Raw genomic sequence first — 22,361 nt, forward strand, 5'->3', positions numbered from 1 at the left:
CTAGCTCTGCGGGGCGCCCGGGCCCAGTACGGTGAACGTGTTCTTCACCTTCTCGTACGTCGTGTGGGCCCGGGTCTCGGCCCGGGGCTGGTACCAGGTGCCTATCTGGTAGGACTGCGAGCCCTGTTCGAAGCCGAGGAGTTCGGCGTGCCAGCGCTCGCCCTTGAGGGTGAAGAGGTACTCCCAGATCACCGCGGGGCGGCCCCGGAACGTGGTGCGGTCGAGGCGGATCTTCTCGTAGTCCTGGCCCTGGTGCGCGTCGAGTTCCGCCTTCTGCCAGGTGGCGAGGAGGTCGTCCTTGGCCAGCGCCGACTGGGCCACCAGCTCCTGGGTGCCGTCCGGTGACGTGTAGTGCACCTCGGACGCCGTCTTCACCACGCGGTTCCAGCCTGTCGGTGGCGCCCACGCGTACCCGGCCTCGCGGCGCGCGCCGGGCGGCAGGGACGGGGGCGTGGCCGGTGGGCGCGAGGTGCCCTCGACGGTGGGCGGGCGGGACGTGGCGGTGGAGGCCCCGCCGGCCCGCGGGCTCCCACCGGACGAGCCGTCGCCCGGCAGGGTGAGGACGACGGCCAGGGCGACGCCGGCGACCAGTGCTCCGCCGACGGCGATCAAGGTGCCGCGGCGACGCCCGGGCCGCGGTGCGGGCCCGTCCGGCGTGGACGCGAGGGTGTCGGGCGGCCCGGGCCGGGCGGGAGCGGTCGGCGGACCGGCCGGGGTGCTCACCGGGGGCCCGGACGGGCGGCGCAGGCCGATGTCGAGGGTGGCGGCGTGGGCGTACGGGTCCTGGGCCGGGGCGGGGTCCTGGGCCGGGGGCGGGGCGGGTTCCTGGGCCGGGGGTCGGGGGGTGAGGGCTCGCAGGGTTGCTTCGAGGTCCGGGCGGTTCTCCGGCTCCTTGGCGAGGAGACCGGCCAGGAGCGGGCCCAGCCGGCCCGCGTCGGGCGGCATCCGAGGCTCCTCGTACAGGACGGCGTGCAAGGTGGCGAGGGTCGTGTCGCGGCTGAACGGGGAGCGTCCGCCGAGCGCCGCGCAGAGCGTCGCCCCTAGGGACCACAGGTCCGAGGGCGGTCCCTGCGGACGGCCGGAGATCCGCTCGGGCGCCATGTAGTCGGGCGAGCCGACGAGCATGCCGACCATGGTGAGCGCGGTCGCGTCCTGGATCGCCGCGATACCGAAGTCGGTGAGCATGACGCGGCGCCGCCCAGCCCGTTCCAGCATGACGTTGCCCGGCTTGATGTCCCGGTGCAGGACGCCGCCGCTGTGCACCGGGAGCAGCGCCTCGGCCAGGCCCCGGCCGATCTCCGCGACCGCCTCCACGCCGAGCGGGCCGTCCGCGACGAGGATCTGTTCGAGGGAGCGGCCGTCGACCAGCTCCATGACGATCCAGAGGCGCTCGCCCTCGTCCACCACGTCGTACACCCGCACCACGTTGGGGTGGTCGATCCGGGCCGTCGCTCGGGCCTCGCGCAGGGTCCGCTCGCGGCGGGTGCGCGCGTCCTCGGGGTCGAGCCCGTCGATGCGCATCTCCTTCACGGCGACGGGCCGGTCCAGCATTTCGTCGACCGCACGCCACACGCGCCCCATGCCGCCCTGGCCTATGGGTTCGTCCAGGCGGTAGCGCGCTGCCACCACTAATCCCCGGACGCCTCCGCTGACATTCCCTGGCAATCGACTGCACCCCCGAAACACAAAATCAACACTTCACACCGTCCCAGCATAGTGCGGAGAAATCTTGTGGTACCTCTTCAAGTACTGCGAATTCGGACGCGGTAGGGGATGTACGGGAATGCACCCAGGGGGACGGACATGAGTTCTAGGCGTCAGGCCACAATCACTGGTTCGCTGCTTACCGCGACGATTTCGACCGTCATGATCCTGCCTTTCACCGCCGTCGCCGACGACGGACCGGGCCCGGGCAGCAGCCAGGGCGGCAAGGTCATGGGCGAGGCGCCGTCGGGCGTGAAGCTGACCACGGGTCTCTCCGAGAAGATCTCGGTCGACAACTCGACCAAGAAGACGAAGGGTCTCGTCGCCAGCGTCAGCAATCAGGGCACCAAGGAAAGCGGGAAGATCAATCTGCTCGTCGTCGGTTTCGACGGAATGACGATCAAGGACGTGCCGGGCTGCACGGAGATCGGCACCGCCGAACTGCCGGAGGGTTCGAACAGCGGATTCACCTGCGGCATCGACAATGTGGCGGCCGGAAAATCGAAAACGTATAAGATTTCCGCCACATTCGATCTCGCGAAGACCGGAAAGATCTGTCTTCCGGTGACGAGCGGGGACGGCAAGAACAAGTTGTGGCAGCAGGGGCCCGTGCCGTTCGGTACGACCAGCCCCTCGCCGAACGCGCCCGTGACGCCGCTGCTGCTGGGCACGGCGAACAAGCCCGCCGCCCCGGCCGGGGACCAGGGTGACGACGGCGGTGGCAAGGGCGACAAGGGCCACAAGGGGAACCTGCCGTCGACCGGTCCCGGGGACAGGGTGCTGCCGCTCGGCGCGGCGGGGGCCGCGCTGCTCGCCGCGGGCGGGGCGGGGCTGTGGTGGTCGGCGCGGAAGCGGCCCGCGACGCGCTGACTCGAAAAACGCCGGAAAAGCTGACGGCGGCTGTCAGGTTATGCGGGCACAGTACGGGCCATGACGACGCATGACGACACCTCCACCGGCGCCTCCCCCACCGTGCTGCGGCCGGGCGACGCCGGTTACGACGACGAACTCGCCGGATTCCAGACCGGGTTCACCCACCGGCCCGACGTGATCTTCGCGGCGGCCGGCCCGGACGACGTGGTGGCCGCCGTGCGCCACGCGGCGGCCGGGCACCTTCCGGTCGGCGTCCAGGCCACCGGTCACGGCCTGCCCGGCGACGCGGAGGGCGGCGTCCTCATCAGTACGCGCCGGATGGACGAGGTCACCGTCGACCCGGCGGCCCGCACCGCGCGCGTCGGCGCCGGGGCCCGCTGGGGCGCCGTCGCCGCGGCGGCCGCCGAGCACGGCCTCGCCCCGCTGAACGGTTCGGCGCCGGGCGTGGGCGCGGTCGGCTACGTCCTCGGCGGCGGACTCGGCATCCTGGCGCGGGAGTTCGGCTACACCGCCGACCATGTGCGCTCCGTCGATCTGGTGACCGCCGACGGCGCGGCCCGGCACGTCACCGCCGACAGCGACCCCGAGCTGTTCTGGGGTCTGCTGGGCGGCGGCGCCAACCTCGGCGTGGTGACGGCGCTGGAGATGGACCTCGTCCCGGTGACCCGCCTGTACGGCGGCTTCCTCGCGTACGACGGGCGGGCCACCGATCCGGCCGACATCCTGCGCGCGTACGCCGGGTGGGCGGCGACCGTCCCGGCCGCCCTCACCTCCTCGCTCGCCGCGCTCGTCTACCCGGACCTGCCGATGCTGCCGCCTCATCTGCGCGGCCAGTACCTGGTGTCGGTGCGGATCGCGTTCACAGGCGGCGCCGAGGAGGGCGAGCGGCTGGTGGCGCCGCTGCGCGCCGCGCTCGGGCCGGCCGTCACGGACACGGTGCGCGAGATGCCGTACGGCGAGAGCCCCACGATCCACAACGACCCGGAGTTCCCGCACGCCTACTACGGGGACAGCGTGTTCCTGAGCGAGCTGGACGTCGCCGCCGTCGCCGAGGTGTTCGCGCTGTGCGGGCCCGCCGCCGACGCGATGCACGTGGTCCAGCTCAACCATCTGGGCGGCGCCCTGTCGCGGCCAGCGCCGAACGCGGTCCCGTACCGGGACGCGGGGTGGCTGGTGCGGATCCTCTCGCCGCTCGACGGATCGTCGAAGGAGGCGGCGCTCGCGCATCAGGCACGCGCGTTCGACGCCGTGGCGGAGCACACCGTCGGGCGGTCCCTCAACTTCGCGTTCGGCGGCGGGGAGCGTACGGAGGGGCTGTACGACGCCGACACACGAAAGAGGCTCGCCGCTCTGAAGGCCGCGTACGACCCGGCGAACCTCTTCCGGAGGAACTACACCATCCGCTGAACGCCCGCGGGGCGCCTACTTGTCGGCGAACTTCCAGGCGGTGGGCAGCGCGCCCATCGCCAGGGCCACCTTCAGGGCGTCGCCGATCAGGAACGGGGTGAGGCCCGCGGCGACGGCCGCCGTCAGGCTCATGCCGGTGGAGAGCGCCAGGTAGGGGACGCCGATCGCGTAGATGATCGCCTCGCCGAGCAGCATGGTGCCCACGGTGCGCAGCGCCGAGCGGTCGCCGCCGCGGCGGGCGAGGGAGCCCGCGACGGTCGCGGCGAGCAGCATGCCGAGCACGTAGCCGAACGAGGGCATCGCGTAGCCCGAGCCGCCCTCGGCGAACCACGGCATGCCGGCCATGCCCGCGAGCGCGTACAGGGCGATCGAGAGGAAGCCGCGGCGGGCGCCGAGCGCGGTGCCGACGAGGAGCGCGGCGAAGGTCTGGCCGGTGACCGGCACCGGGGAGCCCGGCACGGGGACGGCTATCTGGGCGGCGATGCCGGTGAGCACAGCGCCGCCGACGACCAGGGCCGCACTCCTCGCGACGACGGCGGACCTGGTGCGGGATGCGGGGAGGAGGTCGGCCAGGACCTTGCCCGGACGGGCGACTGCTGCGGCGGTACTCATGGGGACTCCGGGTTCTGGGTTCTTGAGGACCGTGAGGTCGGGCAGGGCGGGACATCGTGACGTTATCCCAGGGGAGTTGGGCCGATCACGGTCACCGGTCGACAAAGGCGGGGGCCGGGTGTTGGTGGGCTCCGTACAAAGCGGCGCCTGTACACCTCGTACGGGGTGATGCTTGTCACTGACGACACGGCTGTCAGGAGCCGTTTTGCGGTGAGGGGCGCCCCGCGGGGAGACTGTAGGTTCCCGCCAATTGATCTGTGAGTCCCGAGAGCCGGCTGAACACGTTATGCACGACCACGTCTCCCCCGCCGAACCCCTCTCGGGCGGTCTCAAGCAGCGCCATCTGACCATGCTCGGCCTCGGTGGCGTCATCGGCGCGGGGCTGTTCGTCGGCTCGGGGGCCGGGATCGCGGTCGCCGGGCCCGGCATCGTCGTCTCGTACCTGATCGCGGGCGCGCTCGCGATGTGCGTGATGCGGATGCTCGGGGAGATGTCGGCGGCGATGCCCGCGTCCGGCTCGTTCTCGGTGCACGCGGAGCGGGCGCTGGGGCGGTGGGCCGGGTTCAGTGTGGGGTGGCTGTACTGGTTCCTGCTGGTGGTCGTGCTCGCCGTCGAGGCGACGGGTGCCGCGCAGATCGCGAACGGCTGGGTGCCGGGCGTCCCGCAGTGGGCGTGGGTGCTGCTGTTCATGGTGGTGTTCACGGCGACGAACCTGGCGGCGGTGAAGAACTTCGGCGAGTTCGAGTTCTGGTTCGCGACGCTCAAGGTCGTGGCGATCATCGCGTTCCTGGCCCTCGGCACGCTGGCGATCTTCGGGGTGCTCCCCGACACCGACCCGGTCGGCCTCACGCACCTCACCGGCGACGGCGGTTTCCTGCCGCGGGGCTGGCAGGGCGTCATCTCCGGGGTGCTCGCGGTCGTCTTCGCCTTCGGCGGCCTGGAGGTCGTCACCATCGCGGCGGCGGAGTCCGAGGACCCGGTGCGTTCGGTGGCGCGGGCGGTGCGCAGCGCGGTGTTCCGGATCCTCTTCTTCTACGTCGGTTCGATGCTGGTCATCGTCACCGTGCTGCCCTGGACGGCGCAGAAGGCGGGCATCAGTCCGTACGTCACCGTCCTGGACTCCGTCGGTGTCCCGTCGGCGGGCCAGATCATGAACATCGTCGTGTTCGTGGCGCTGCTCTCGGCCCTGAACGCCAATCTCTACGGTTCGTCCCGCATGGTCTTCTCGTTGGCCGAGCGCGACGAGGCGCCGAAGGCGCTGCTGAAGGTGGACGGCGGGGTGCCGCGCAGGGCGGTGCTCGCGTCGGTGGCGTTCGGCTTCGTCTCCGTCCTGCTCAATCTGGAGTGGCCGGACACGGTCTTCCTCTACATGCTCAACTCGGTCGGCGCCGTACTGCTCTTCGTCTGGGCGCTGATCGCGGCGTCGCAGCTGCGGCTGCGCCGGCGCCTGGAGGCCGAGGCGCCGGAGCGGCTCGTGCTGAGGATGTGGGCGTTCCCGTGGCTGACCTGGGCGGCGCTGGCCGCGATGGCGGCGGTGTTCGGGCTGATGCTGACCGACGAGACGGCCCGGCCGCAGCTGCTCTGGTCGACGGGGGCGACGGCCGCGGTGCTCGCGGTCGCGGGTGTGCGCGAAGTGCGCGCACGGCGTGGCTGATCCTTCACGGAACGTCGACGGCGCTGTCGCGGGGTGTGAGCGTCGTGTCCGTATAGCGGAAACGTCTTCCCTGTGAGCGGGGGCCCGCTCAGACTGTGGCCGTTTTACATGGCTTTTACGTCAGCTCTCCATGCCCCTACTGAACAGGCAATTCCATGTCTCGGACGTCCGCGCAGTCGGCTGCCGGTCAGCAGGGCGACGCGTCGTCGCTCTCGCCCGGCCTGAAGCAGCGCCATCTTTCCATGATCGCGCTCGGCGGTGTGATCGGCGCCGGTCTCTTCGTCGGCTCCGGCACCGCCATCGCGGCCGCCGGCCCGTCGATCATCCTCGCCTACGCGATCTCGGGCGCCCTCGTGATGCTCGTGATGCGCATGCTGGGCGAGATGGCGGCGGCGTATCCGTCCTCCGGTTCGTTCTCCGTCCACTCCGAGCGGGCGATCGGTCCGTGGGCCGGGTTCACGGCGGGCTGGGCGTTCTGGTTCCTGCTGTGCGTGGCGGTGGGCCTGGAGGGGATCGGCGCGGCGGGCATCGTGCACGGCTGGGTGCCGGGCGTGCCCGAGTGGGCCTGGGTCGCCCTGTTCATGCTGCTGTTCACCGGCACGAACCTGGCGGCGGTGAAGAACTTCGGCGAGTTCGAGTTCTGGTTCGCGACGCTCAAGGTCGGCGCGATCGTGCTCTTCCTCGTCATCGGCGTGCTGGCCATCTGCGGCGCCCTGCCGGACGTCGACGCTCCCGGCATGTCCAACCTCACCGGCCACGGCGGGTTCATGCCCAACGGCACGGAGGGGCTGATCGTCGGCCTGCTCGCCTCCGTGTTCGCGTACGGCGGTCTGGAGACGGTCACCATCGCGGCCGCCGAGTCCGAGCACCCGGTGCAGGGCGTCGCCAGGGCGGTCCGTACGGCGATGTGGCGCATCGCCCTGTTCTACGTCGGCTCGATGGCCGTCGTCGTGGTCCTGCTGCCGTGGACCGCGAAGGAGATCCCGACCAAGGGCCCCTACGTCGCGACCCTCGACCACCTGGGCATCCCGGGCGCCGGCCAGATCATGAACGTGGTCGTCCTCATCGCGCTCCTGTCCGCCATGAACGCCAACATCTACGGCGCCTCGCGGATGGCGGGGTCGCTGGTCTCGCGCGGCATGGGCCCGAAGGCGATCGGCCGGATCTCGGGCGGGGTGCCGCGCGTCGCCGTCCTGCTCTCGGCGGCGTTCGGCTTCGTCTGCGTGCTGCTCAGCTACTGGCGCCCCGACGACGTCTTCGCCTGGCTGCTCAACACCATCGGCGCGATCATCCTCGTCGTCTGGTTCTTCATCGCGTTCTCGCAGCTGATCCTGCGCCGCAAGCTGGAGCGCGAGGCGCCGGAGAAGCTCGTCGTGAAGATGTGGGCGTACCCGTACCTGACGGTCCTCGCGCTCCTCGCGATGGTGGTCGTCTTCGTCCTGATGGCCCGCGAGCACGACACGCGCGTGCAGCTGTACTCCACGGGCGGCCTGACGATCGTGCTCGCGCTCGTCGGGTACGTCCGCCAGAAGCAGGCCGAGAAGAAGTAACCGCGCGCACATCAAGAGGCCCCCGCAACTCTGTTCCGGGGGCCTCTTCGCGTTCCGGCGCGGCCTAGGTCGAAAGGCTGATCATCTTCGGCCCACTCCTGCTGTTAGCCTGCACTTGCACATCACTTGCAATAAGCTCTGCACCAGCATCTCGCAGCCGGAGGGCACGGACGGACATGGCGATCTACACACTCCCGGAACTCCCGTACGACTACGCGGCGCTCGAACCGGTCATCAACCCGCAGATCATCGAGCTGCACCACGACAAGCACCACGCGGCGTACGTGAAGGGCGCGAACGACACCCTCGAGCAGCTGGCGGAGGCGCGCGACAAGGAGAGCTGGGGCGCCGTCAACGGCCTGGAGAAGAGCCTGGCCTTCCACCTCTCCGGGCACATCCTGCACAGCATCTACTGGCACAACATGAACAGCCCCAAGGACGGTGGCGGCGGCGAACCGCTGGCCGCCGACGGCGTCGGTGAGCTGGCGGACGCGATCACCGAGTCCTTCGGCTCCTTCGCCAAGTTCAAGACCCAGCTGACCAAGGCGGCGGCGACGACGCAGGGCTCGGGCTGGGGCGTCCTCGCCTACGAGCCGCTCAGCAACCGCCTCATCGTCGAGCAGGTCTACGACCACCAGGGCAACGTCGGCCAGGGCTCCACGCCGATCCTGGTCTTCGACGCCTGGGAGCACGCCTTCTATCTCCAGTACAAGAACCAGAAGGTCGACTTCATCGAGGCCATGTGGCAGGTCGTCAACTGGCAGGACGTGTCGAAGCGGTACGCGGCCGCGAAGGAGCGCGTGAACAGCCTGCTGCTCACCCCCTGACGCCCTGAAGCGTCCCGCCTCGTGATCGTCTTCTCAACCTTCGCGCGGGCGGGCGGATGAAGGACGGACCCCCGTGAGGACGTGACTCACGGGGGTCTGTCGGTATCCGGGGTTCCGGTGGACCGTAGGGGGATGGCCAAGTCGATGAATCTGCCGTGCCGGACCTGCCGGCCCCACCGCTCCCAGCCCCACAAGCCCCTGACCCAGAAGCAGAAGGACTGGATGCGGCAGAACACGGAGGTGAAGTACACCGGGGACTGGTGGAAGTGCGACGTGCCCGGCTGCCTCACCGCCCGGTCCTACGCCAGCGAGGGCACGATGGTGCAGTTCCCCGCCGGCCTCGCCTGACCCCGCCCGGTCTCAGTCGAAGACCGGGCCCTGCGTGCGGGTCCGCTTGATCTCGTAGAAGCCCGGGACCGAGGCGACGAGCAGCGTGCCGTCCCAGAGCTTCGCCGCCTCCTCGCCCTTGGGGGCGGGGGTGACGACCGGGCCGAAGAAGGCCACCTGGTTGCCGTCCGCGCCGGGGACCGCGATGACCGGCGTGCCGACGTCCTGGCCGACGAGGTCGATGCCCTCCTTGTGGGAGGCGCGCAGCTCGGCCTCGTACTTGGTGCCGTCCCAGTGGTCGAGCAGCGAGGCGGGCAGGCCGACCTCGTCCAGGGCACCGGCGACGGCCTCCTTCGTCGGGCCCTCACCACGGTTGTGGATACGCGTGCCGAGCGCCGTGTACAGGTCACCGAGCACCTCCGCGCCGTGCTCCTGCTGCGCGGCGATGACGACGCGGACCGGGCCCCAGGCCTGGGTGCGCATCATTTCCTGGTACTCCTCGAGGAGCTCCTCCAGGCGCGGCTCGTTCAGCACGGCGAGGCTCATCAGGTGCCAGCGGACCTTGATGTCGCGGACCTTCTCGACCTCCAGGACCCAGCGCGACGTCATCCAGGCCCAGGGGCAGAGCGGGTCGAACCAGAAGTCGACGGGGGTCTTCTCGTCCACAGTGGACATTGCTCTCCTCGGAAGTCACCGGGTGGTCTCGCCTGCGGCAACGCGAGCCGCACCGCGCGCATTCCCGGCTGTCCGCCGCAGGGGGCGCGTGCGAGGATCGTAGGCGTTCGAACGGCCCCACGAGGGCCTGGACGAGGCCACATGAGAACGTCACGAAGGAGTGCCGCCGTGCCCGGAGAGAATCTGTCCCGCGACGAGGCCCGCGAGCGGGCGGGTCTGCTGTCCGTCGACGGGTACGAGGTGGCGCTCGACCTGCGCTCGGCGGTGGGTGAGACGACCGGTGAGGGGCCGCGCACCTTCCGCTCCGTGACCACGATCCGGTTCCGGGCGAACGAGCCGGGGGCGGCCACCTTCGTGGACCTGATCGCGCCGTCGGTGACGGCGGTCTCCCTGAACGGCGAGGACCTCGACCCGGCCGCCGTGTTCGACGGCAGCCGTATCCACCTGGAGGGGCTGGCCGAGGAGAACGAGCTGGTCGTCGACGCCCGGTGCGCCTACTCGCGCACCGGCGAGGGCATGCACCGCTTCGTCGACCCCGAGGACGGCGAGGTCTACCTCTACACCCAGTACGAGCCCGCCGACGCCCGCCGCGTCTTCGCGAACTTCGAGCAGCCCGACCTGAAGGCGCCCTACCGGTTCAGCGCGCAGGCGCCCGAGGGGTGGACGGTCTGGTCGAACGGGGTCGGTGAACTCGTCGACGGGGTCTGGCAGTTCGCGGAGACCAAGCCGATCTCGACGTACATCACCGCTGTCGTGGCAGGCCCGTACCACTACGTGACCGACTCCTACGAGCGGGTCCTGGAGGACGGGTCGAAGCTCGTCGTGCCGCTGGGCGCGATGTGCCGCAAGGGTCTCGCCCCGTACTTCGACGCCGACGACGTCTTCCTCGTCACCAAGCAGGGGCTCGACTTCTTCCACGAGCACTTCGACTACCCGTACCCCTTCGGCAAGTACGACCAGGCGTTCGTGCCCGAGTACAACCTCGGCGCCATGGAGAACCCGGGCATGGTCACCTTCCGCGAGGAGTTCATCTTCCGCGGCAAGGTCACGCAGGCGTCGTACGAGCGCCGGGCGAACGTGATCCTGCACGAGATGGCGCACATGTGGTTCGGCGACCTCGTCACCATGCAGTGGTGGGACGACCTGTGGCTGAAGGAGTCCTTCGCGGACTTCATGGGGGCGTTCTCGATGGTGGAGGCGACGCGGTTCACCAACGGGTGGATCACGTTCGCCAACAACCGCAAGTCGTGGGCGTACCGCGCGGACCAGCTGCCGAGCACGCACCCGATCACCGCCGACATCCGGGACCTGGAGGACGCGAAGCTCAACTTCGACGGCATCACCTACGCCAAGGGCGCCAGCGTGCTCAAGCAGCTCGTCGCCTACGTGGGGCGGGACGCGTTCCTCGAAGGCGCGCGCCGCTACTTCAAGCGGCACGCGTACGGGAACACGCGCCTCGGCGATCTCCTGTCGGTCCTGGAGGAGACCAGCGGACGCGACATGGCGACGTGGTCGCGGTCGTGGCTCCAGACGGCCGGCGTCAACTCCCTCACACCGCAGACCCTCCTGAACGCTGAGGGCCGGATCACGGAGCTGGCCGTGCTCCAGGAGGCCGCCGAGTCCCACCCGGAGCTGCGGCCGCACCGCGTCGCGGTCGGGCTGTACCGGCGTACGCCCGAGGGCGCTCTGGAGCGGTACGCGCGCGCCGAGGTCGACGTGGAGGGCCCGAGGACCGTCGTCACCGAGCTGGCCGGGGCCGAGGCGCCCGAGCTGGTGCTCGTCAACGACGACGACCTCACGTACTGCAAGATCCGGTTCGACGAGAACTCGCTCGCGACGCTGCGGGACCAGCTCGGCGACCTCTCCGACCCCCTGGCCCGCGCCCTGTGCTGGACCGCGCTGTGGAACCTGACGCGGGACGCGCTCATGCCGGCCCGGGACTTCGTCGACCTGGTGCTGCGGTTCGCGGGCCGCGAGTCGGACATCGGGGTCCTGCAGATGCTGCACGCGTGGGCGCGGTCCGCGCTGGCGCACTACGCGGCGCCGCGGTGGCGCGAGGAGGGCGGGCGGCTGCTCGCCGAGGGCGCGCTGCGTGAGCTGCGGCTCGCCGAGCCCGGCAGCCAGCACCAGCTGACGTGGGCGCGTTTCTTCACGTCGGTCGCCTCGTCCCCGGCCGATCTCCAGTTGCTGGAGGGCCTGTTGGCGGGCAGCGCGAAGATCGACGGTCTGGAGATCGACCAGGAGCTGCGCTGGGCGTTCCTGGACACGCTCGCCGCGTACGGCGCGGCCGACGAGACGGTGCTCACCGCGGAGCTGGCGCGGGACGACACCGCGTCCGGCAAGCGGCACCAGGTGCGGTGCCTGGCGGCGCGCCCGTCGGAGGCCGTCAAGGCGCAGGCGTGGGCGCAGGTCGTGGAGTCCGACGCGCTGTCGAACGCGTTGGTGGAGGCGGTGATCGCCGGGTTCCAGCAGCCGTCGCAGCGGGAGTTGACGGCGCCGTACGCGCGGAAGTACTTCGCGGCGATCGAGCGCGTGTGGGAGGAGCGGTCCATCCAGATCGGCATGGACGTGGTGCGGGGGCTGTTCCCCTCGCTCCAGGACTCGCCGGACACGCTGGCGGAGACCGACGCGTGGCTCGCCGCGCACGAGGGGGCCGCGCCCGCGCTGCGGCGGCTCGTCCTGGAGGCGAGGGACGATCTGGCGCGGGCGCTGCGCGGACAGGCCTGCGACGCGACCGCCGCACGGTAACGGGGCGGGTACGGCGCCGGGTTGACGCGGGCCCGGCGCCGACGCGTGGGACGGGTGTTACGGAATGTGAGTATGACCGGCCGTAACCCCTCCGCGGCCTGGTCTTTTCGGCAGTCGAACGCATGGACTTTAGGGCGACCTTGTCCGGTTTTGTCGACGAGACTGTAACAGCGGTTAGCTGGGGTGTTCCGGCCGGGAATGTCCGGGTCATGAACCACAACACCCCGGCTTCCCTGTCACCCCGTCCCCTTCGCCACCTCATCGGCTCCCAGCGGCGCGTCATGAGCGGCGCGCAGCTGAAGGCGCACGGGGTCAGCGCCTCCGTGGCGAGCGAGCAGTGCCGGCCCGGCGGGCCCTGGCAGCGCGTCCTGCCCGGGGTGTTCCTGCTCCACCCGGGCCCGCCGACCGCCGAGGAGCGGCTGCACGCGGTGCTGCTGTACGCGGGGCGCCCGCAGGACGGGCAGCGCACGGACGGTGTACCGGCGCAGCCCGCCCCCGGCGACGCCCACGGCGCGCCCGTCGTGCCCTACGCGGACGCCATGGTCACAGGGGCGGCGGCGCTGGCACTGCACGGGTTCGCGTCCGCTCCCCCACTGCTCTCGCTCGGCCACGTCGACGTCCTCGTACCGCGCACCCGTCGGCTGCGGTCCACCGATTTCGCTCGGCTCGTCCGCACCACGGGCATGCCGTGTCCCGTGCAGCTGTCGGGGGTTCCGGTCGCGCCGGTGCCGCGGGCTCTGGCGGACGCGATCGGGCAGCTCTCCGACGCGGCCGCCGTGCGCCGGCTGCTGACCGAGGCGGTACGCGGCGGGCACTGCGAACCGGCCGCTGTCGTACGGGAGTTGACGCAGGCCCGGCTGCTCTCGCGGCCGCACGTGGTGGACGCCGTGGACTCGCTGCTCGCGGAGGGGCGGGCGATCGCCGAGAGCCGGCTGTTCGCGATGGTGCGCGAGTACGGGCTGCCGGACCCGCTGTGGAACGTGGACCTGCGACTGCCCGGCGGTCCGCACCTCGGCGGCGTCGACGCGTTCTGGCCCGACCAGGCCGTGGCCGTGGAGCTGGACACCCGCACGCCGCGGCAGGCCGATGACGGCCCCGGCCTGTGGAGCGAGAACGTCCGCAAGCGCGAGCACCTGGAGCGGCTGGGCATCACCGTCGTGCACCTCACGCCGAAGAAGCTGCGCGAGGCGCTGGAGCAGCAGGCCGCCGTGGTCAGGACCGCGCTGATGGCCTCCGGCGACCGGGAACCGGCGGCGTACGTCGTGGTGCTGCCCCGGTAGAGGCGGGGGCCGGGGCCGGTCAGCGCTTGCGCAGGACGAGTTCCGTGTTGCGGTCGTCCGGTCTGCCGGAGAGCGTCGTCCGGGCGCCCGGGGCGTTGTGGGCGAGTTCGCGGTAGAGGGCGGCGAGACCGGTCTGGCCGAGGTCGGTGTAGTCGGTGCGGTGCGGGGCGGACGACTCGACGCAGGTGGTGAAGAGGGAGAGCGTGCCGTCGTGGTTGTCGGCTATCTCGATGACGCGGGCGAGCTGGGGGAAGTCGACGTGGGAGGCGGTGGAGATCTCCCAGTAGCCGCCGGTGCCGTTCTCCCCGGGGTGCGCGGTGATGGCGTTCTTGTGGCTGTGGCCGTTGATCCAGGCGAGGACCGGGCGGTGGCGGGCGAGCAGCGCGGCGAGCTCCTCGCCGCCGTGGCGCCGCTCGCCGGGGTGGCGGGGGTCCTCACGCAGGTTGCGCATGGAGGCGCTGGTGTGGTGCGAGAAGACGAGCACGTGGTCGCCGCGCTTCTCGGCCGCCGCCAACTGCCGTGTCAGCCAGGCGAGTTGACTCGTACCGATCGAGCCCTGGTAGTGGCCGCCGGGGTCGGTCGTGTCGAGGCTGACGCCGAGGATGTCGCCGGAGACCCGGAACGCGTAGTACTGGGTGGTCTCGGCGAGGTTGGCCTGTGTGTAGCCGTGGCCGACCGGGCCGGGGCCGGTATGGGCCGGGTCGAGATGCGCCGCGAGGTACTCGGCGGGGGTGAACGGGGCGCGGGACTCGTCCGGGGTGACGGAGCGCATGGCGCGGGCGTGGGTGGTGAGGAGGTGCTTGAAGGCGGCGCCCTTGGGGTCGCCGCCCCGCTCCACGTTGTCCCAGACCGGCTTGGCCTCGGCGGCGGGCAGCTCCATCAGCTTGCGGCCGCCCACGGCGAACTCGGCGAAGAACGGGTCGCCGGGCGCGTAGCAGCCGCCGGGCAGTGAGTCGTGGTTGCCGACCGTGGAGTACCAGGGCAGGTTCAGGCCCGGGCTGCGCACCTCGGCGATGGCCGCGTCGAGGAGGCCGGGGATACGGGGGAAGCCGTGCCGCTGTTTGTCGGTGTCGCGCAGGTCCGCGTCGGGGTGCCAGTAGAGCGGCAGTCCACTGTTCTGGACGCCTTCGTAGTGGTGTGGGTCGCCGGTGTTGGGGGTGATGCGGCCGCCGCTCATCGTCGTGAGGAACCAGTCGAGTTCGGAGCGGGCGTTGTTGTCCGTGTTGTCGCCGGTCGTCATGACGAAGTGGAGCGGGGACGCGGTGACGGGGCCGCCGCGCAGCGCGTTGACCCGCTCCACGAGGGCCACGGCCCCGGCCACCGAGAGCGCCTCCTGCGGCCGCCAGGCGCTGGCGGTCTGCGACCTCAGGTACTCGTAGCGCAGCGGGTGCTGTACGTCGACCAGGTGCAGGTCGGTGAAGTGCACGAAGGCGGCGAGCGCGGTGCGCCGGGTCTCCCGGCCTGACCGGGGTGCCACCAGGTCGGGGCGGACGACGCGCGGCCAGGCCGGTCCGTCACCGAGGCGGCGGTAGGCGGGTCCGGGCGGGGCGGCGGCGACCGAGGCGAGGGTGGTGCCGCGGGTGTAGGGGGAGAGCGGGGCCGCGGGGGCCCGGCGGGAGGAGAGGCGGCGGGCCGGGGCGGGCCCCGCGGCGGCTTCGGAGCCGCCCGGGCCGAGGGCGTAGCCGAGTCCGGCGGACAGCGTCACCGCGCCGGCGGCGGCCAGGAACGTACGGCGGTCGAGTGCTGCGGCGGCTGTGGTGACGGAGCGTGTGCGTGACATGGCGCGGTCTCCCCGAGTGCGGACGCGTCGACAGTGACCGCGGGCCGGACGGCACCGGGGGGCCGGGCCGGACTTCCCGCTCGTACTGGATCGTTGGCAGCGGGGATGGCCTGCGCGTGAACGGCGACGCAACGCGCAGCGCCGATCACCGTACGTGGATCACCGCACGGCGGCGAGGTCGGTGCCTTGCCATGTGCGGGGAGGAACTCGCTCCCTCGTCGTCACCCTGTGTTCACCTTTCAGGGAAGGAGGTGCCCGGTGGGCGGGCGCTCGCGCCACAGGCGCAGTCCGACGTCGACCAGCTCCACCCGGGGCAGGCCGGCGACGGCGGTGAGGTCGTGCCAGGCGGCCATGTCCGTGGAGCCGCCCTCCTCGTGGCGCAGGGTGCCGCCGGTGACGGTGCCCTCGTAGACGAGGCGCAGACCGTGGAAGTCGGCGACCGAGCCGAGCTTGCGGGGGTAGCGGCGCAGGACGGAGTGGACGCCGAGGAAGGTAGCGGGGTCGACGGTGTAGCCGGTCTCCTCGTCCACTTCGCGGACGACCGTGTCGTACGGGTCCTCGCCGTGGTCCATGCCGCCGCCGGGCAGGGTCCAGCGCTTGCTGCCGTCGCCGGCGACCCAGCGGGCGAGCAGGACCTGTCCGTCGCGCACGCACACGGCGTACGCCGCGACCCTCAGCTCTTTGTGCATCCCCTGACGCTAACGGAGAGTTCATGATCTCCACGGAGTGTTCAAGGACCGGCGGGAGTACGTCCCGGTAGCGGGGGTTTTGGCCTGTGTGGCGTATGGCGGAAGTACGCCATGGCCTCATCCCGCCCCGGACAACTCTCCCCAAACCGTGGCCACTTAAGTAAAGCTGAGCGGTCATCCGGCACCGAATTCCGGAGCCCTTCGAACACCCCCTTGTTGTCCCACCTTCACGTACAGGGATGTTGATGACCCCCGATCCCCAGCGCGCACCCATATCCGGAGCGAGACGCGCGGCCCGGCTCGCGGCCGCCGCAGGTCTGGTGACCGCACTCACCGCGGCCGGGCCGATACCCATGGCCTTCGCCGCGGACGCGCACACGGCCGACACCACTCCGTCCGCCGACCCCGCCGTCAAGAGCGCCGGCAAGAAGCTCGGCGCGCACGACGCGGAGCTCCTCGCCGACGCGAAGGCCGACGGCAAGAAGAACGTGACCCTCATGGTCGCCACCGCCCCCGGCGCGACCGAGCAGGTGGCGAAGCAGCTCGACGCCGTCAAGGGCGGCTCCGTGGGCCGCGCCTACGACAAGCTCGGCTACGTCCGGGCGACCCTGCCGACCGGCCGGGCCGACGCCGCCATCAAGGCCGCCGAGAAGCTCGACTCCGTGCACGGCATCGACCTGCGCCAGGAGATCCAGCTCGACGACCCGACCCCGGCGGGCGACACCGCCAAGGGCGCGGCGAAGAAGGCGACCGGCTCGTACAGCGGCCCCGGCAGGAACACGCCGGCGAAGAACCCGTACAACCCGTCCTTCGAGACGGGCGCCGTCGACTTCGTGAAGGACAACCCGAAGGCCGACGGCCGCGGCGTCACCATCGGCATCCTCGACTCCGGCGTCGACCTCGGCCACCCGGCGCTGCAGAAGACGACGACGGGCGAGCGCAAGATCGTCGACTGGGTCACCTCGACCGACCCGATCGTGGACGCCGACGCCACCTGGCGCCCGATGGCCACCTCGGTGACCGGGCCGACGTTCACCGCGGGCGGCCGTACGTACAAGGCGGGTTCGGGGACCTTCGGCTTCAGCACGTTCGCCGAGGCCGCGACCACCGGCGGCGACGCCAAGGGCGACCTGAACCGGGACGGCGACACCACCGACAAGTGGGGCGTGCTCTACGACGCCAAGGCCGGCACCGTCACCGTCGACCTGAACGACAACGCCGACTTCACCGACGACGCCCCGATGAAGCCGTACAAGGACGGCTACCAGATCGGGTACTTCGGCAAGGACGACCCGGCGACGGACGTCGTCGAGCGCGTGTCGTTCGTGGTGGAGATCCGCAAGGACGTCCCCATGGACCCGTACGGCGGTGACTGGGTCGGCAAGAAGCTCGACTTCGTCAACATCGGCGTCATCGAGTCCGAGCACGGCACGCACGTCGCGGGCATCACCGCCGCCAACGCGCTGTTCGGCAACAAGAACATGAACGGTGCCGCGCCCGGCGCCAAGCTCGTCTCCTCCCGTGCCTGCACCTGGACCGGCGGCTGCACCAACGTCGCGCTCACCGAGGGCATGATCGACCTCGTCGCCAACCGCGGCGTGGACATCGTGAACATGTCGATCGGCGGCCTGCCCGCGCTGAACGACGGCAACAACGCCCGCTCCGAGCTCTACACGCGCCTCATCGACCAGTACGGCGTGCAGCTCGTGATCTCCGCGGGCAACTCGGGCCCCGGCGCCAACACCATCGGCGACCCCGGCCTCGCGGACAAGGTCCTCTCGGTCGGCGCCTCCATCTCCAAGGAGACCTGGGCCGCCAACTACGGCTCCAAGGTGGAGAAGTCGTACGCGATGATGCCCTTCTCCTCGCGCGGCCCGCGCGAGGACGGCGGCTTCGCGCCGATCATCACGGCGCCCGGCGCGGCGATCAACACGACCCAGACCTGGCTGCCCGGCTCCCCGGTCGCCGAGGCGGGCTACTCGCTGCCGGCCGGCTACTCCATGCTCCAGGGCACGTCGATGGCCTCGCCGCAGGCCGCCGGTGCCTCCGCGCTGCTGCTGTCCGCCGCGAAGCGCGCCCACCTGGACCTGACCCCGGCGAAGCTGCGCACCGCGCTCACCTCGACCGCGAGCCACATCAAGGGCGAGCAGGCGTACGCCGAGGGCTCCGGCCTCATCTCCATCGAGGACGCGTGGGACGCGATCGAGGACGGGGCGAGCGCGCACACGTACACCGTGAAGGCGCCCGTCGACACCGCGATCGACTACGCGCTGAAGACGCCGGGCTTCGGCACCGGCCTCTACGACCGCGAGGGCGGCCTCAAGGCCGGGCAGAAGAAGACGTACGACGTGACCATCACGCGTACGTCCGGCTCCGCCAAGCCGGTGCTGCACAAGCTGTCGCTGAAGAACAACTCCGGTGACACCTTCCGCCTCGCCGGGCCGAGCGGCGTCTGGCTGCCGCTGAACAAGGCCGTCACCGTGAAGGTGCAGGCCAGGCCGGAGTCGGCCGGGCTGCGCAGCGCCATCCTCCAGGTGAACGACCCGCGCACCGAGGGCGTCGACCAGCAGATCATGGCGACGGTCGTCGTCTCCGCGCCGCTGGCCGCGCCGTCGTACACCTTCACCGGCAAGGGCTCGGTGCAGCGCAACAGCACCACGTCCTACTTCCTGACGGTGCCCGAGGGCGCGAAGGCGCTCCAGGTGCGGATGAGCGGGCTCAAGGCCACGAGCCAGACCCGCTTCATCTCCATCCACCCCTACGGTGTGCCGTCCGACGACACGTCGACGCCGAGCTGCTACCCGAACTACGAGAACCCGGCCAACACCTGCCGCCCGGACCTGCGTTCGTACGCGGACCCACAGGCCGGTGTCTGGGAGATCGAGGTCGAGGCGCGCCGTACGTCGCCGCTGCTCGACAACCCGTACACGCTGGACGCCTCGGTGCTCGGCGTCTCCTTCGACCCGGCCGTGCGCACGCTGCCCGAGGCGAAGGTCGGCACCCCGGCCGCCGTCGACTGGAAGGTGACGAACAACTTCGCCGCCATCAACGGCGGGAAGCTCCAGGGCGGCCCGCTCGGCTCGTCCAAGTCGGCGCGGCCGACCATCGCGGACGGTGCCACGCAGACGTCGACGATCGAGGTGCCCGCGGGCGCCGACAAGCTCGACGTCTCCATCGGCAACGTCTCCGACCAGGCCGCCGACCTCGACCTGACGGTCAAGAACGCGGCCGGTACCACCGTCGCGTCGTCCGCCGACGGTGACTCCGAGGAGTCCGTCAGCATCGCGAAGCCGGCCGCCGGCACGTACACGATCGAGGTCGCGGGCTACTCGGTGCCGTCCGGCTCGACCGCGTACGACTACGTCGACGTCTTCTTCTCCCCGTCGCTCGGCACGGTGAAGGTCGACGAGGCGAAGACCGTGACGCTGGCGAGCGGGGCGTCCACGGACGTCACCGCGGAGGTCGTCGCCGCGGCGGCCGCGCCTGAGGGCCGGGAGTTCTTCGGCCAGGTGCAGCTGCTGAACGAGCGGGGCGTCGCCGCGGGCGTCGGCAGCGTGAAGATCGAGAAGGTCACCCCGTAATACGAGAAGGTCACCCCGTCATACTCGGGGCGGCTTGAGCGCGGGGGCGGACGCCGGTCGGTGTCCGCCCCCGTCGCCGTCTCACACCCCCGGCCCCGGCGCCTTGTCGCACCGGACGGTGCGGGAGCCCGGCAGGGCCTTCAGCACCATCGCGCGCAGGCTCGCCGCTTCCTTGCCCGTGGCCCAGTTGTCCGGCTGCCGCCCGCCCCGGGGAAGGGTGATCAGCGGCCGGTCCCCGGTCTTCAGGCGCGGGTCCACGTCGTGGTCCATCGGGAAGGTGAGCGTCCGCGCGCCGCCCGCCGCCGGTTTCAGGTACCGGGTGACCCGGAGCGTGATGCGGTCCTGGCCGGTGCCGGAGAGCGGCTCCACCTTCACCACCGTGCCCTCCGCGATGACGCGGGAGCAGGCCACGAAGCCTTCCGGGGACAGATCGGCGCTCTCGTCGCCCGCCGACTTGCCGTTGTCGGCGACCGCCTTGTTGTCCCCGTCGTCCGCCGCCGTCCCCGCGCCGCCCTGCACGACGGTCCACACCATGACGCTCGCCACGGCCAGACCGCCCGCCGCGGCGAGCCCGCCGAGCGCGATCCGCAGGGGCCGACGACGGCGTACGCGTACGGGCGCGGGCGTCCGCACCGGTTTCGGGGCCGGGCCCGCGGCCGGGGCCGGGCGGGCCGCCAGCGCGTCGCCGAGACCACGGACCTGGGCCCGCAGCAGCGCGATGTCCGCCGCCACGGCCGCGGCGTCCGGGTCGTCGGGCAGCGGCTCCCCGGTGATGGCCGGCATCAGGAGCCGGTCCTCGTGTGCGCTGTCCTCCACGTCACACCACCTCCTGTTCGCGCAGCCGGGCCCGCAGCAGGCGGACGGCCGTGTGCAGCCGGCTCTTGACGGTGCCCTCGGGCACGCCGAGCTCGGCCGCGATGTCCCGGACCGGCAGATCGGCGTAGAACCGCAGCACCACCACCTGCCGCTGCTGGTCGGGCAGCTCGTCGAGGCCCTGGGCGACGGCGAGCGAGAGGACACGGCTGTCGGCGGCGTCCCGGGAGTCCTCCTGGCGCAGCGCGGCCAGGCGCTCCCCGAGGCGTTCCTGGCGGCGGCGCGCCCGGTGCCAGTCCATGGCGAGGTTGGAGGCGACGACCGCCGCCCACGCCGAGACGTCGCGCGGCGCGTCCTGCCCCTTCGCCGCCCGCTCCAGGAGCCGCAGCCGCACCTGCTGGACCCCGTCCGGCAGATCGGCGTACGGCACCCCGCCCAGCGACAGGACGGCCCGCACCCGGTCCTCGACCCCGCCGTCGAGCGGGTCCGGCACGTCCTTCGGCCGTCCCCATGATTTTCCGCGCAGCAATGCCCCTCCCCTCCCCGCGTGTGCCCTACGACGCGGAAGAGGTCCGGAACGTTCGACTCCGCCTGTGGTGAACCCCACGTGTCCCGTACCCCGGACAATCGATTGGACAAGGCGGCCCTGGACAGACACATCATGGACGCACCCGCCAGGCCGGATGGCCGCACGCAAGCACGGAGGAACCCTGTGAAGGTCGGAATCGTCGGAGCCACCGGTCAGGTCGGCACGGTCATGCGCAAGATCCTCGTGGAGCGTGCCTTCCCGGTCGACGAGCTGCGTCTGTTCGCGTCGGCGCGCAGTGCCGGGACGGTGGTGGACGGCGTGACCGTCGAGGACGCCTCCACGGCCGACTACACGGGCCTGGACATCGTGCTCTTCTCCGCCGGCGGCGCCACCTCGAAGGCGCTCGCGGAGAAGGTCGCCTCGCAGGGCGCCGTCGTCATCGACAACTCCTCGGCCTGGCGCAAGGACCCCGAGGTGCCGCTGGTCGTCTCCGAGGTCAACCCGCACGCGATCGCGGACCGCCCCAAGGGCATCATCGCCAACCCGAACTGCACGACGATGGCCGCGATGCCGGTGCTGCGTCCGCTGCACGACGAGGCGGGCCTCGAAGCCCTGGTCGTCGCCACGTACCAGGCCGTCTCGGGCTCGGGCCTCGCCGGTGTGGCCGAGCTGCACGGGCAGGCGCAGAAGGTCGTCGCCGAGGCCGACAAGCTGACGCACGACGGCGGGGCCGTCGACTTCCCCGAGCCGAACGTCTACAAGCGCCCCATCGCCTTCAACGTGCTGCCGCTCGCGGGCGCCATCGTGGACGACGGGCTGAACGAGACGGACGAGGAGCAGAAGCTCCGCAACGAGTCCCGCAAGATCCTGGAGATCCCGGAGCTCAAGGTCTCCGGCACCTGCGTGCGCGTACCGGTCTTTTCCGGCCACTCCCTCCAGGTGAACGCCCGCTTCGCCCGCCCCATCTCCGTCGAGCGCGCCACGGAGCTGCTCGGCGGCGCGCCGGGCGTCGAGCTCTCCGACATTCCTACGCCGTTGCAGGCCGCGGGCCAGGACGCGTCGTTCGTGGGCCGTATCCGCGGTGACGAGACGGTCGAGAACGGGCTGTCGCTGTTCATCTCCAACGACAACCTCCGCAAGGGCGCTGCGCTGAACGCTGTGCAGATCGCGGAGCTGGTGGCGGGGGAGCTGTCCGCCAAGTAGGCGCGGCGCCTGCCGGGCCCGGTCGTCTCCAAGGCGCGCCACCGTCGTGGCTGGTCGCGCAGTTCCCCGCGCCCCTGGAGCATACGGCTTCGCCACAGCCCCATGAGGG

At 71.4% G+C, this 22,361-nt stretch carries 17 protein-coding genes; 10 read left to right on the forward strand and 7 right to left on the reverse strand.

Features of this window, described 5'->3' with window-relative positions; all coding sequences use genetic code 11:
- Positions 1-1,581 carry a protein kinase domain-containing protein gene (locus ACZ45E_RS07990; protein ID WP_468218271.1) on the reverse strand — a complete coding sequence of 527 codons (1,581 nt, stop codon included), beginning with the start codon at positions 1,579-1,581 and terminating at the stop codon, positions 1-3.
- A gap of 222 nt (positions 1,582-1,803) precedes the next feature.
- Between ACZ45E_RS07990 and ACZ45E_RS07995 the strand changes: the two genes are divergently transcribed.
- Together ACZ45E_RS07995 and ACZ45E_RS08000 are read left to right on the forward strand one after the other, a co-directional pair.
- Positions 1,804-2,574 (forward strand): LPXTG cell wall anchor domain-containing protein, encoded by a 771-nt coding sequence (locus ACZ45E_RS07995; RefSeq protein ID WP_468217924.1) that lies wholly within the window; start codon positions 1,804-1,806, stop codon positions 2,572-2,574.
- Positions 2,575-2,634: 60 nt separating this feature from the next.
- The gene (locus ACZ45E_RS08000) at positions 2,635-3,984 is read left to right on the forward strand and encodes an FAD-binding oxidoreductase (RefSeq protein WP_468217926.1); all 1,350 of its coding nucleotides are present in this window, start codon (positions 2,635-2,637) and stop codon (positions 3,982-3,984) included.
- A gap of 15 nt (positions 3,985-3,999) precedes the next feature.
- On the opposite strand, the gene ACZ45E_RS08005 is transcribed toward ACZ45E_RS08000, so the two are convergent.
- Complete coding sequence (locus tag ACZ45E_RS08005) at positions 4,000-4,596, reverse strand: biotin transporter BioY (RefSeq protein WP_468217929.1); 597 nt, start codon at positions 4,594-4,596, stop codon at positions 4,000-4,002.
- Between the two features lie 286 nt (positions 4,597-4,882).
- On the opposite strand from ACZ45E_RS08005, the gene ACZ45E_RS08010 reads away from it, so the two are divergent.
- From ACZ45E_RS08010 to ACZ45E_RS08025, 4 genes are all read left to right on the forward strand, one after another.
- Complete coding sequence (locus tag ACZ45E_RS08010; protein ID WP_468217931.1) at positions 4,883-6,250, forward strand: amino acid permease; 1,368 nt, start codon at positions 4,883-4,885, stop codon at positions 6,248-6,250.
- A gap of 155 nt (positions 6,251-6,405) precedes the next feature.
- Positions 6,406-7,800: an amino acid permease gene (locus ACZ45E_RS08015; protein WP_468217934.1), complete on the forward strand. Its 1,395-nt coding sequence runs from the start codon at positions 6,406-6,408 to the stop codon at positions 7,798-7,800.
- A 176-nt stretch (positions 7,801-7,976) separates the two neighbouring features.
- Entirely contained in the window at positions 7,977-8,627 is a 651-nt protein-coding gene (locus ACZ45E_RS08020; protein WP_468217936.1) for a superoxide dismutase, read from the forward strand.
- Between the two features lie 132 nt (positions 8,628-8,759).
- The gene (locus ACZ45E_RS08025; protein ID WP_468217939.1) at positions 8,760-8,975 is read left to right on the forward strand and encodes a hypothetical protein; all 216 of its coding nucleotides are present in this window, start codon (positions 8,760-8,762) and stop codon (positions 8,973-8,975) included.
- A 12-nt stretch (positions 8,976-8,987) separates the two neighbouring features.
- On the opposite strand, the gene ACZ45E_RS08030 is transcribed toward ACZ45E_RS08025, so the two are convergent.
- The gene (locus tag ACZ45E_RS08030; protein ID WP_468217941.1) at positions 8,988-9,629 is read right to left on the reverse strand and encodes a mycothiol-dependent nitroreductase Rv2466c family protein; all 642 of its coding nucleotides are present in this window, start codon (positions 9,627-9,629) and stop codon (positions 8,988-8,990) included.
- A gap of 168 nt (positions 9,630-9,797) precedes the next feature.
- On the opposite strand from ACZ45E_RS08030, the gene pepN reads away from it, so the two are divergent.
- A complete protein-coding gene (gene pepN / locus ACZ45E_RS08035) occupies positions 9,798-12,377 on the forward strand; it encodes an aminopeptidase N (protein WP_468217943.1) in 2,580 nt (859 codons plus the stop codon).
- A gap of 209 nt (positions 12,378-12,586) precedes the next feature.
- Positions 12,587-13,657, forward strand: coding sequence for a hypothetical protein (locus tag ACZ45E_RS08040; protein ID WP_468217946.1), 1,071 nt, complete (start codon positions 12,587-12,589; stop codon positions 13,655-13,657).
- Positions 13,658-13,676: 19 nt separating this feature from the next.
- Here the strand turns inward: ACZ45E_RS08040 and ACZ45E_RS08045 are convergent, their stop codons facing one another.
- Together ACZ45E_RS08045 and ACZ45E_RS08050 are read right to left on the reverse strand one after the other, a co-directional pair.
- Positions 13,677-15,437, reverse strand: a complete 1,761-nt coding sequence (locus ACZ45E_RS08045; protein WP_468217947.1) for a TIGR03767 family metallophosphoesterase — start codon at positions 15,435-15,437, stop codon at positions 13,677-13,679.
- 239 nt (positions 15,438-15,676) lie between these two features.
- A complete protein-coding gene (locus tag ACZ45E_RS08050) occupies positions 15,677-16,126 on the reverse strand; it encodes an NUDIX hydrolase (RefSeq protein ID WP_468217949.1) in 450 nt (149 codons plus the stop codon).
- A gap of 245 nt (positions 16,127-16,371) precedes the next feature.
- Here ACZ45E_RS08050 and ACZ45E_RS08055 point away from each other — a divergent pair, with 245 nt between their 5' ends.
- Positions 16,372-19,707: a S8 family serine peptidase gene (locus ACZ45E_RS08055; RefSeq protein ID WP_468217952.1), complete on the forward strand. Its 3,336-nt coding sequence runs from the start codon at positions 16,372-16,374 to the stop codon at positions 19,705-19,707.
- A gap of 81 nt (positions 19,708-19,788) precedes the next feature.
- Here ACZ45E_RS08055 and ACZ45E_RS08060 read toward each other — a convergent pair whose 3' ends face one another.
- Complete coding sequence (locus tag ACZ45E_RS08060; protein ID WP_468217955.1) at positions 19,789-20,523, reverse strand: hypothetical protein; 735 nt, start codon at positions 20,521-20,523, stop codon at positions 19,789-19,791.
- A gap of 1 nt (position 20,524) precedes the next feature.
- Entirely contained in the window at positions 20,525-21,049 is a 525-nt protein-coding gene (locus tag ACZ45E_RS08065) for a sigma-70 family RNA polymerase sigma factor (RefSeq protein ID WP_468217958.1), read from the reverse strand.
- Positions 21,050-21,232: 183 nt separating this feature from the next.
- Here ACZ45E_RS08065 and ACZ45E_RS08070 point away from each other — a divergent pair, with 183 nt between their 5' ends.
- Positions 21,233-22,252 (forward strand): aspartate-semialdehyde dehydrogenase, encoded by a 1,020-nt coding sequence (locus ACZ45E_RS08070; RefSeq protein WP_468217960.1) that lies wholly within the window; start codon positions 21,233-21,235, stop codon positions 22,250-22,252.
- Positions 22,253-22,361 lie beyond the last annotated feature (109 nt).

It is taken from the genome of Streptomyces sp. NPDC030991 (assembly GCF_055571235.1).

Bases quoted from the DNA above. Each gene is read 5' to 3' on its own strand.
- ACZ45E_RS08000 (WP_468217926.1), top strand. From the start codon at position 2,635: ATGACGACGCATGACGACACCTCCACCGGCGCCTCCCCCACCGTGCTG.
- ACZ45E_RS08040 (WP_468217946.1), top strand. From the start codon at position 12,587: ATGAACCACAACACCCCGGCTTCCCTGTCACCCCGTCCCCTTCGCCAC.
- ACZ45E_RS08050 (WP_468217949.1), bottom strand. From the start codon at position 16,126: ATGCACAAAGAGCTGAGGGTCGCGGCGTACGCCGTGTGCGTGCGCGAC.
- ACZ45E_RS08015 (WP_468217934.1), top strand. From the start codon at position 6,406: ATGTCTCGGACGTCCGCGCAGTCGGCTGCCGGTCAGCAGGGCGACGCG.
- ACZ45E_RS08010 (WP_468217931.1), top strand. From the start codon at position 4,883: ATGCACGACCACGTCTCCCCCGCCGAACCCCTCTCGGGCGGTCTCAAG.
- ACZ45E_RS08045 (WP_468217947.1), bottom strand. From the start codon at position 15,437: ATGTCACGCACACGCTCCGTCACCACAGCCGCCGCAGCACTCGACCGC.
- ACZ45E_RS08030 (WP_468217941.1), bottom strand. From the start codon at position 9,629: ATGTCCACTGTGGACGAGAAGACCCCCGTCGACTTCTGGTTCGACCCG.
- ACZ45E_RS08055 (WP_468217952.1), top strand. From the start codon at position 16,372: ATGACCCCCGATCCCCAGCGCGCACCCATATCCGGAGCGAGACGCGCG.
- ACZ45E_RS07995 (WP_468217924.1), top strand. From the start codon at position 1,804: ATGAGTTCTAGGCGTCAGGCCACAATCACTGGTTCGCTGCTTACCGCG.
- ACZ45E_RS08005 (WP_468217929.1), bottom strand. From the start codon at position 4,596: ATGAGTACCGCCGCAGCAGTCGCCCGTCCGGGCAAGGTCCTGGCCGAC.
- ACZ45E_RS08020 (WP_468217936.1), top strand. From the start codon at position 7,977: ATGGCGATCTACACACTCCCGGAACTCCCGTACGACTACGCGGCGCTC.
- ACZ45E_RS07990 (WP_468218271.1), bottom strand. From the start codon at position 1,581: ATGGGGCGCGTGTGGCGTGCGGTCGACGAAATGCTGGACCGGCCCGTC.
- ACZ45E_RS08025 (WP_468217939.1), top strand. From the start codon at position 8,760: ATGGCCAAGTCGATGAATCTGCCGTGCCGGACCTGCCGGCCCCACCGC.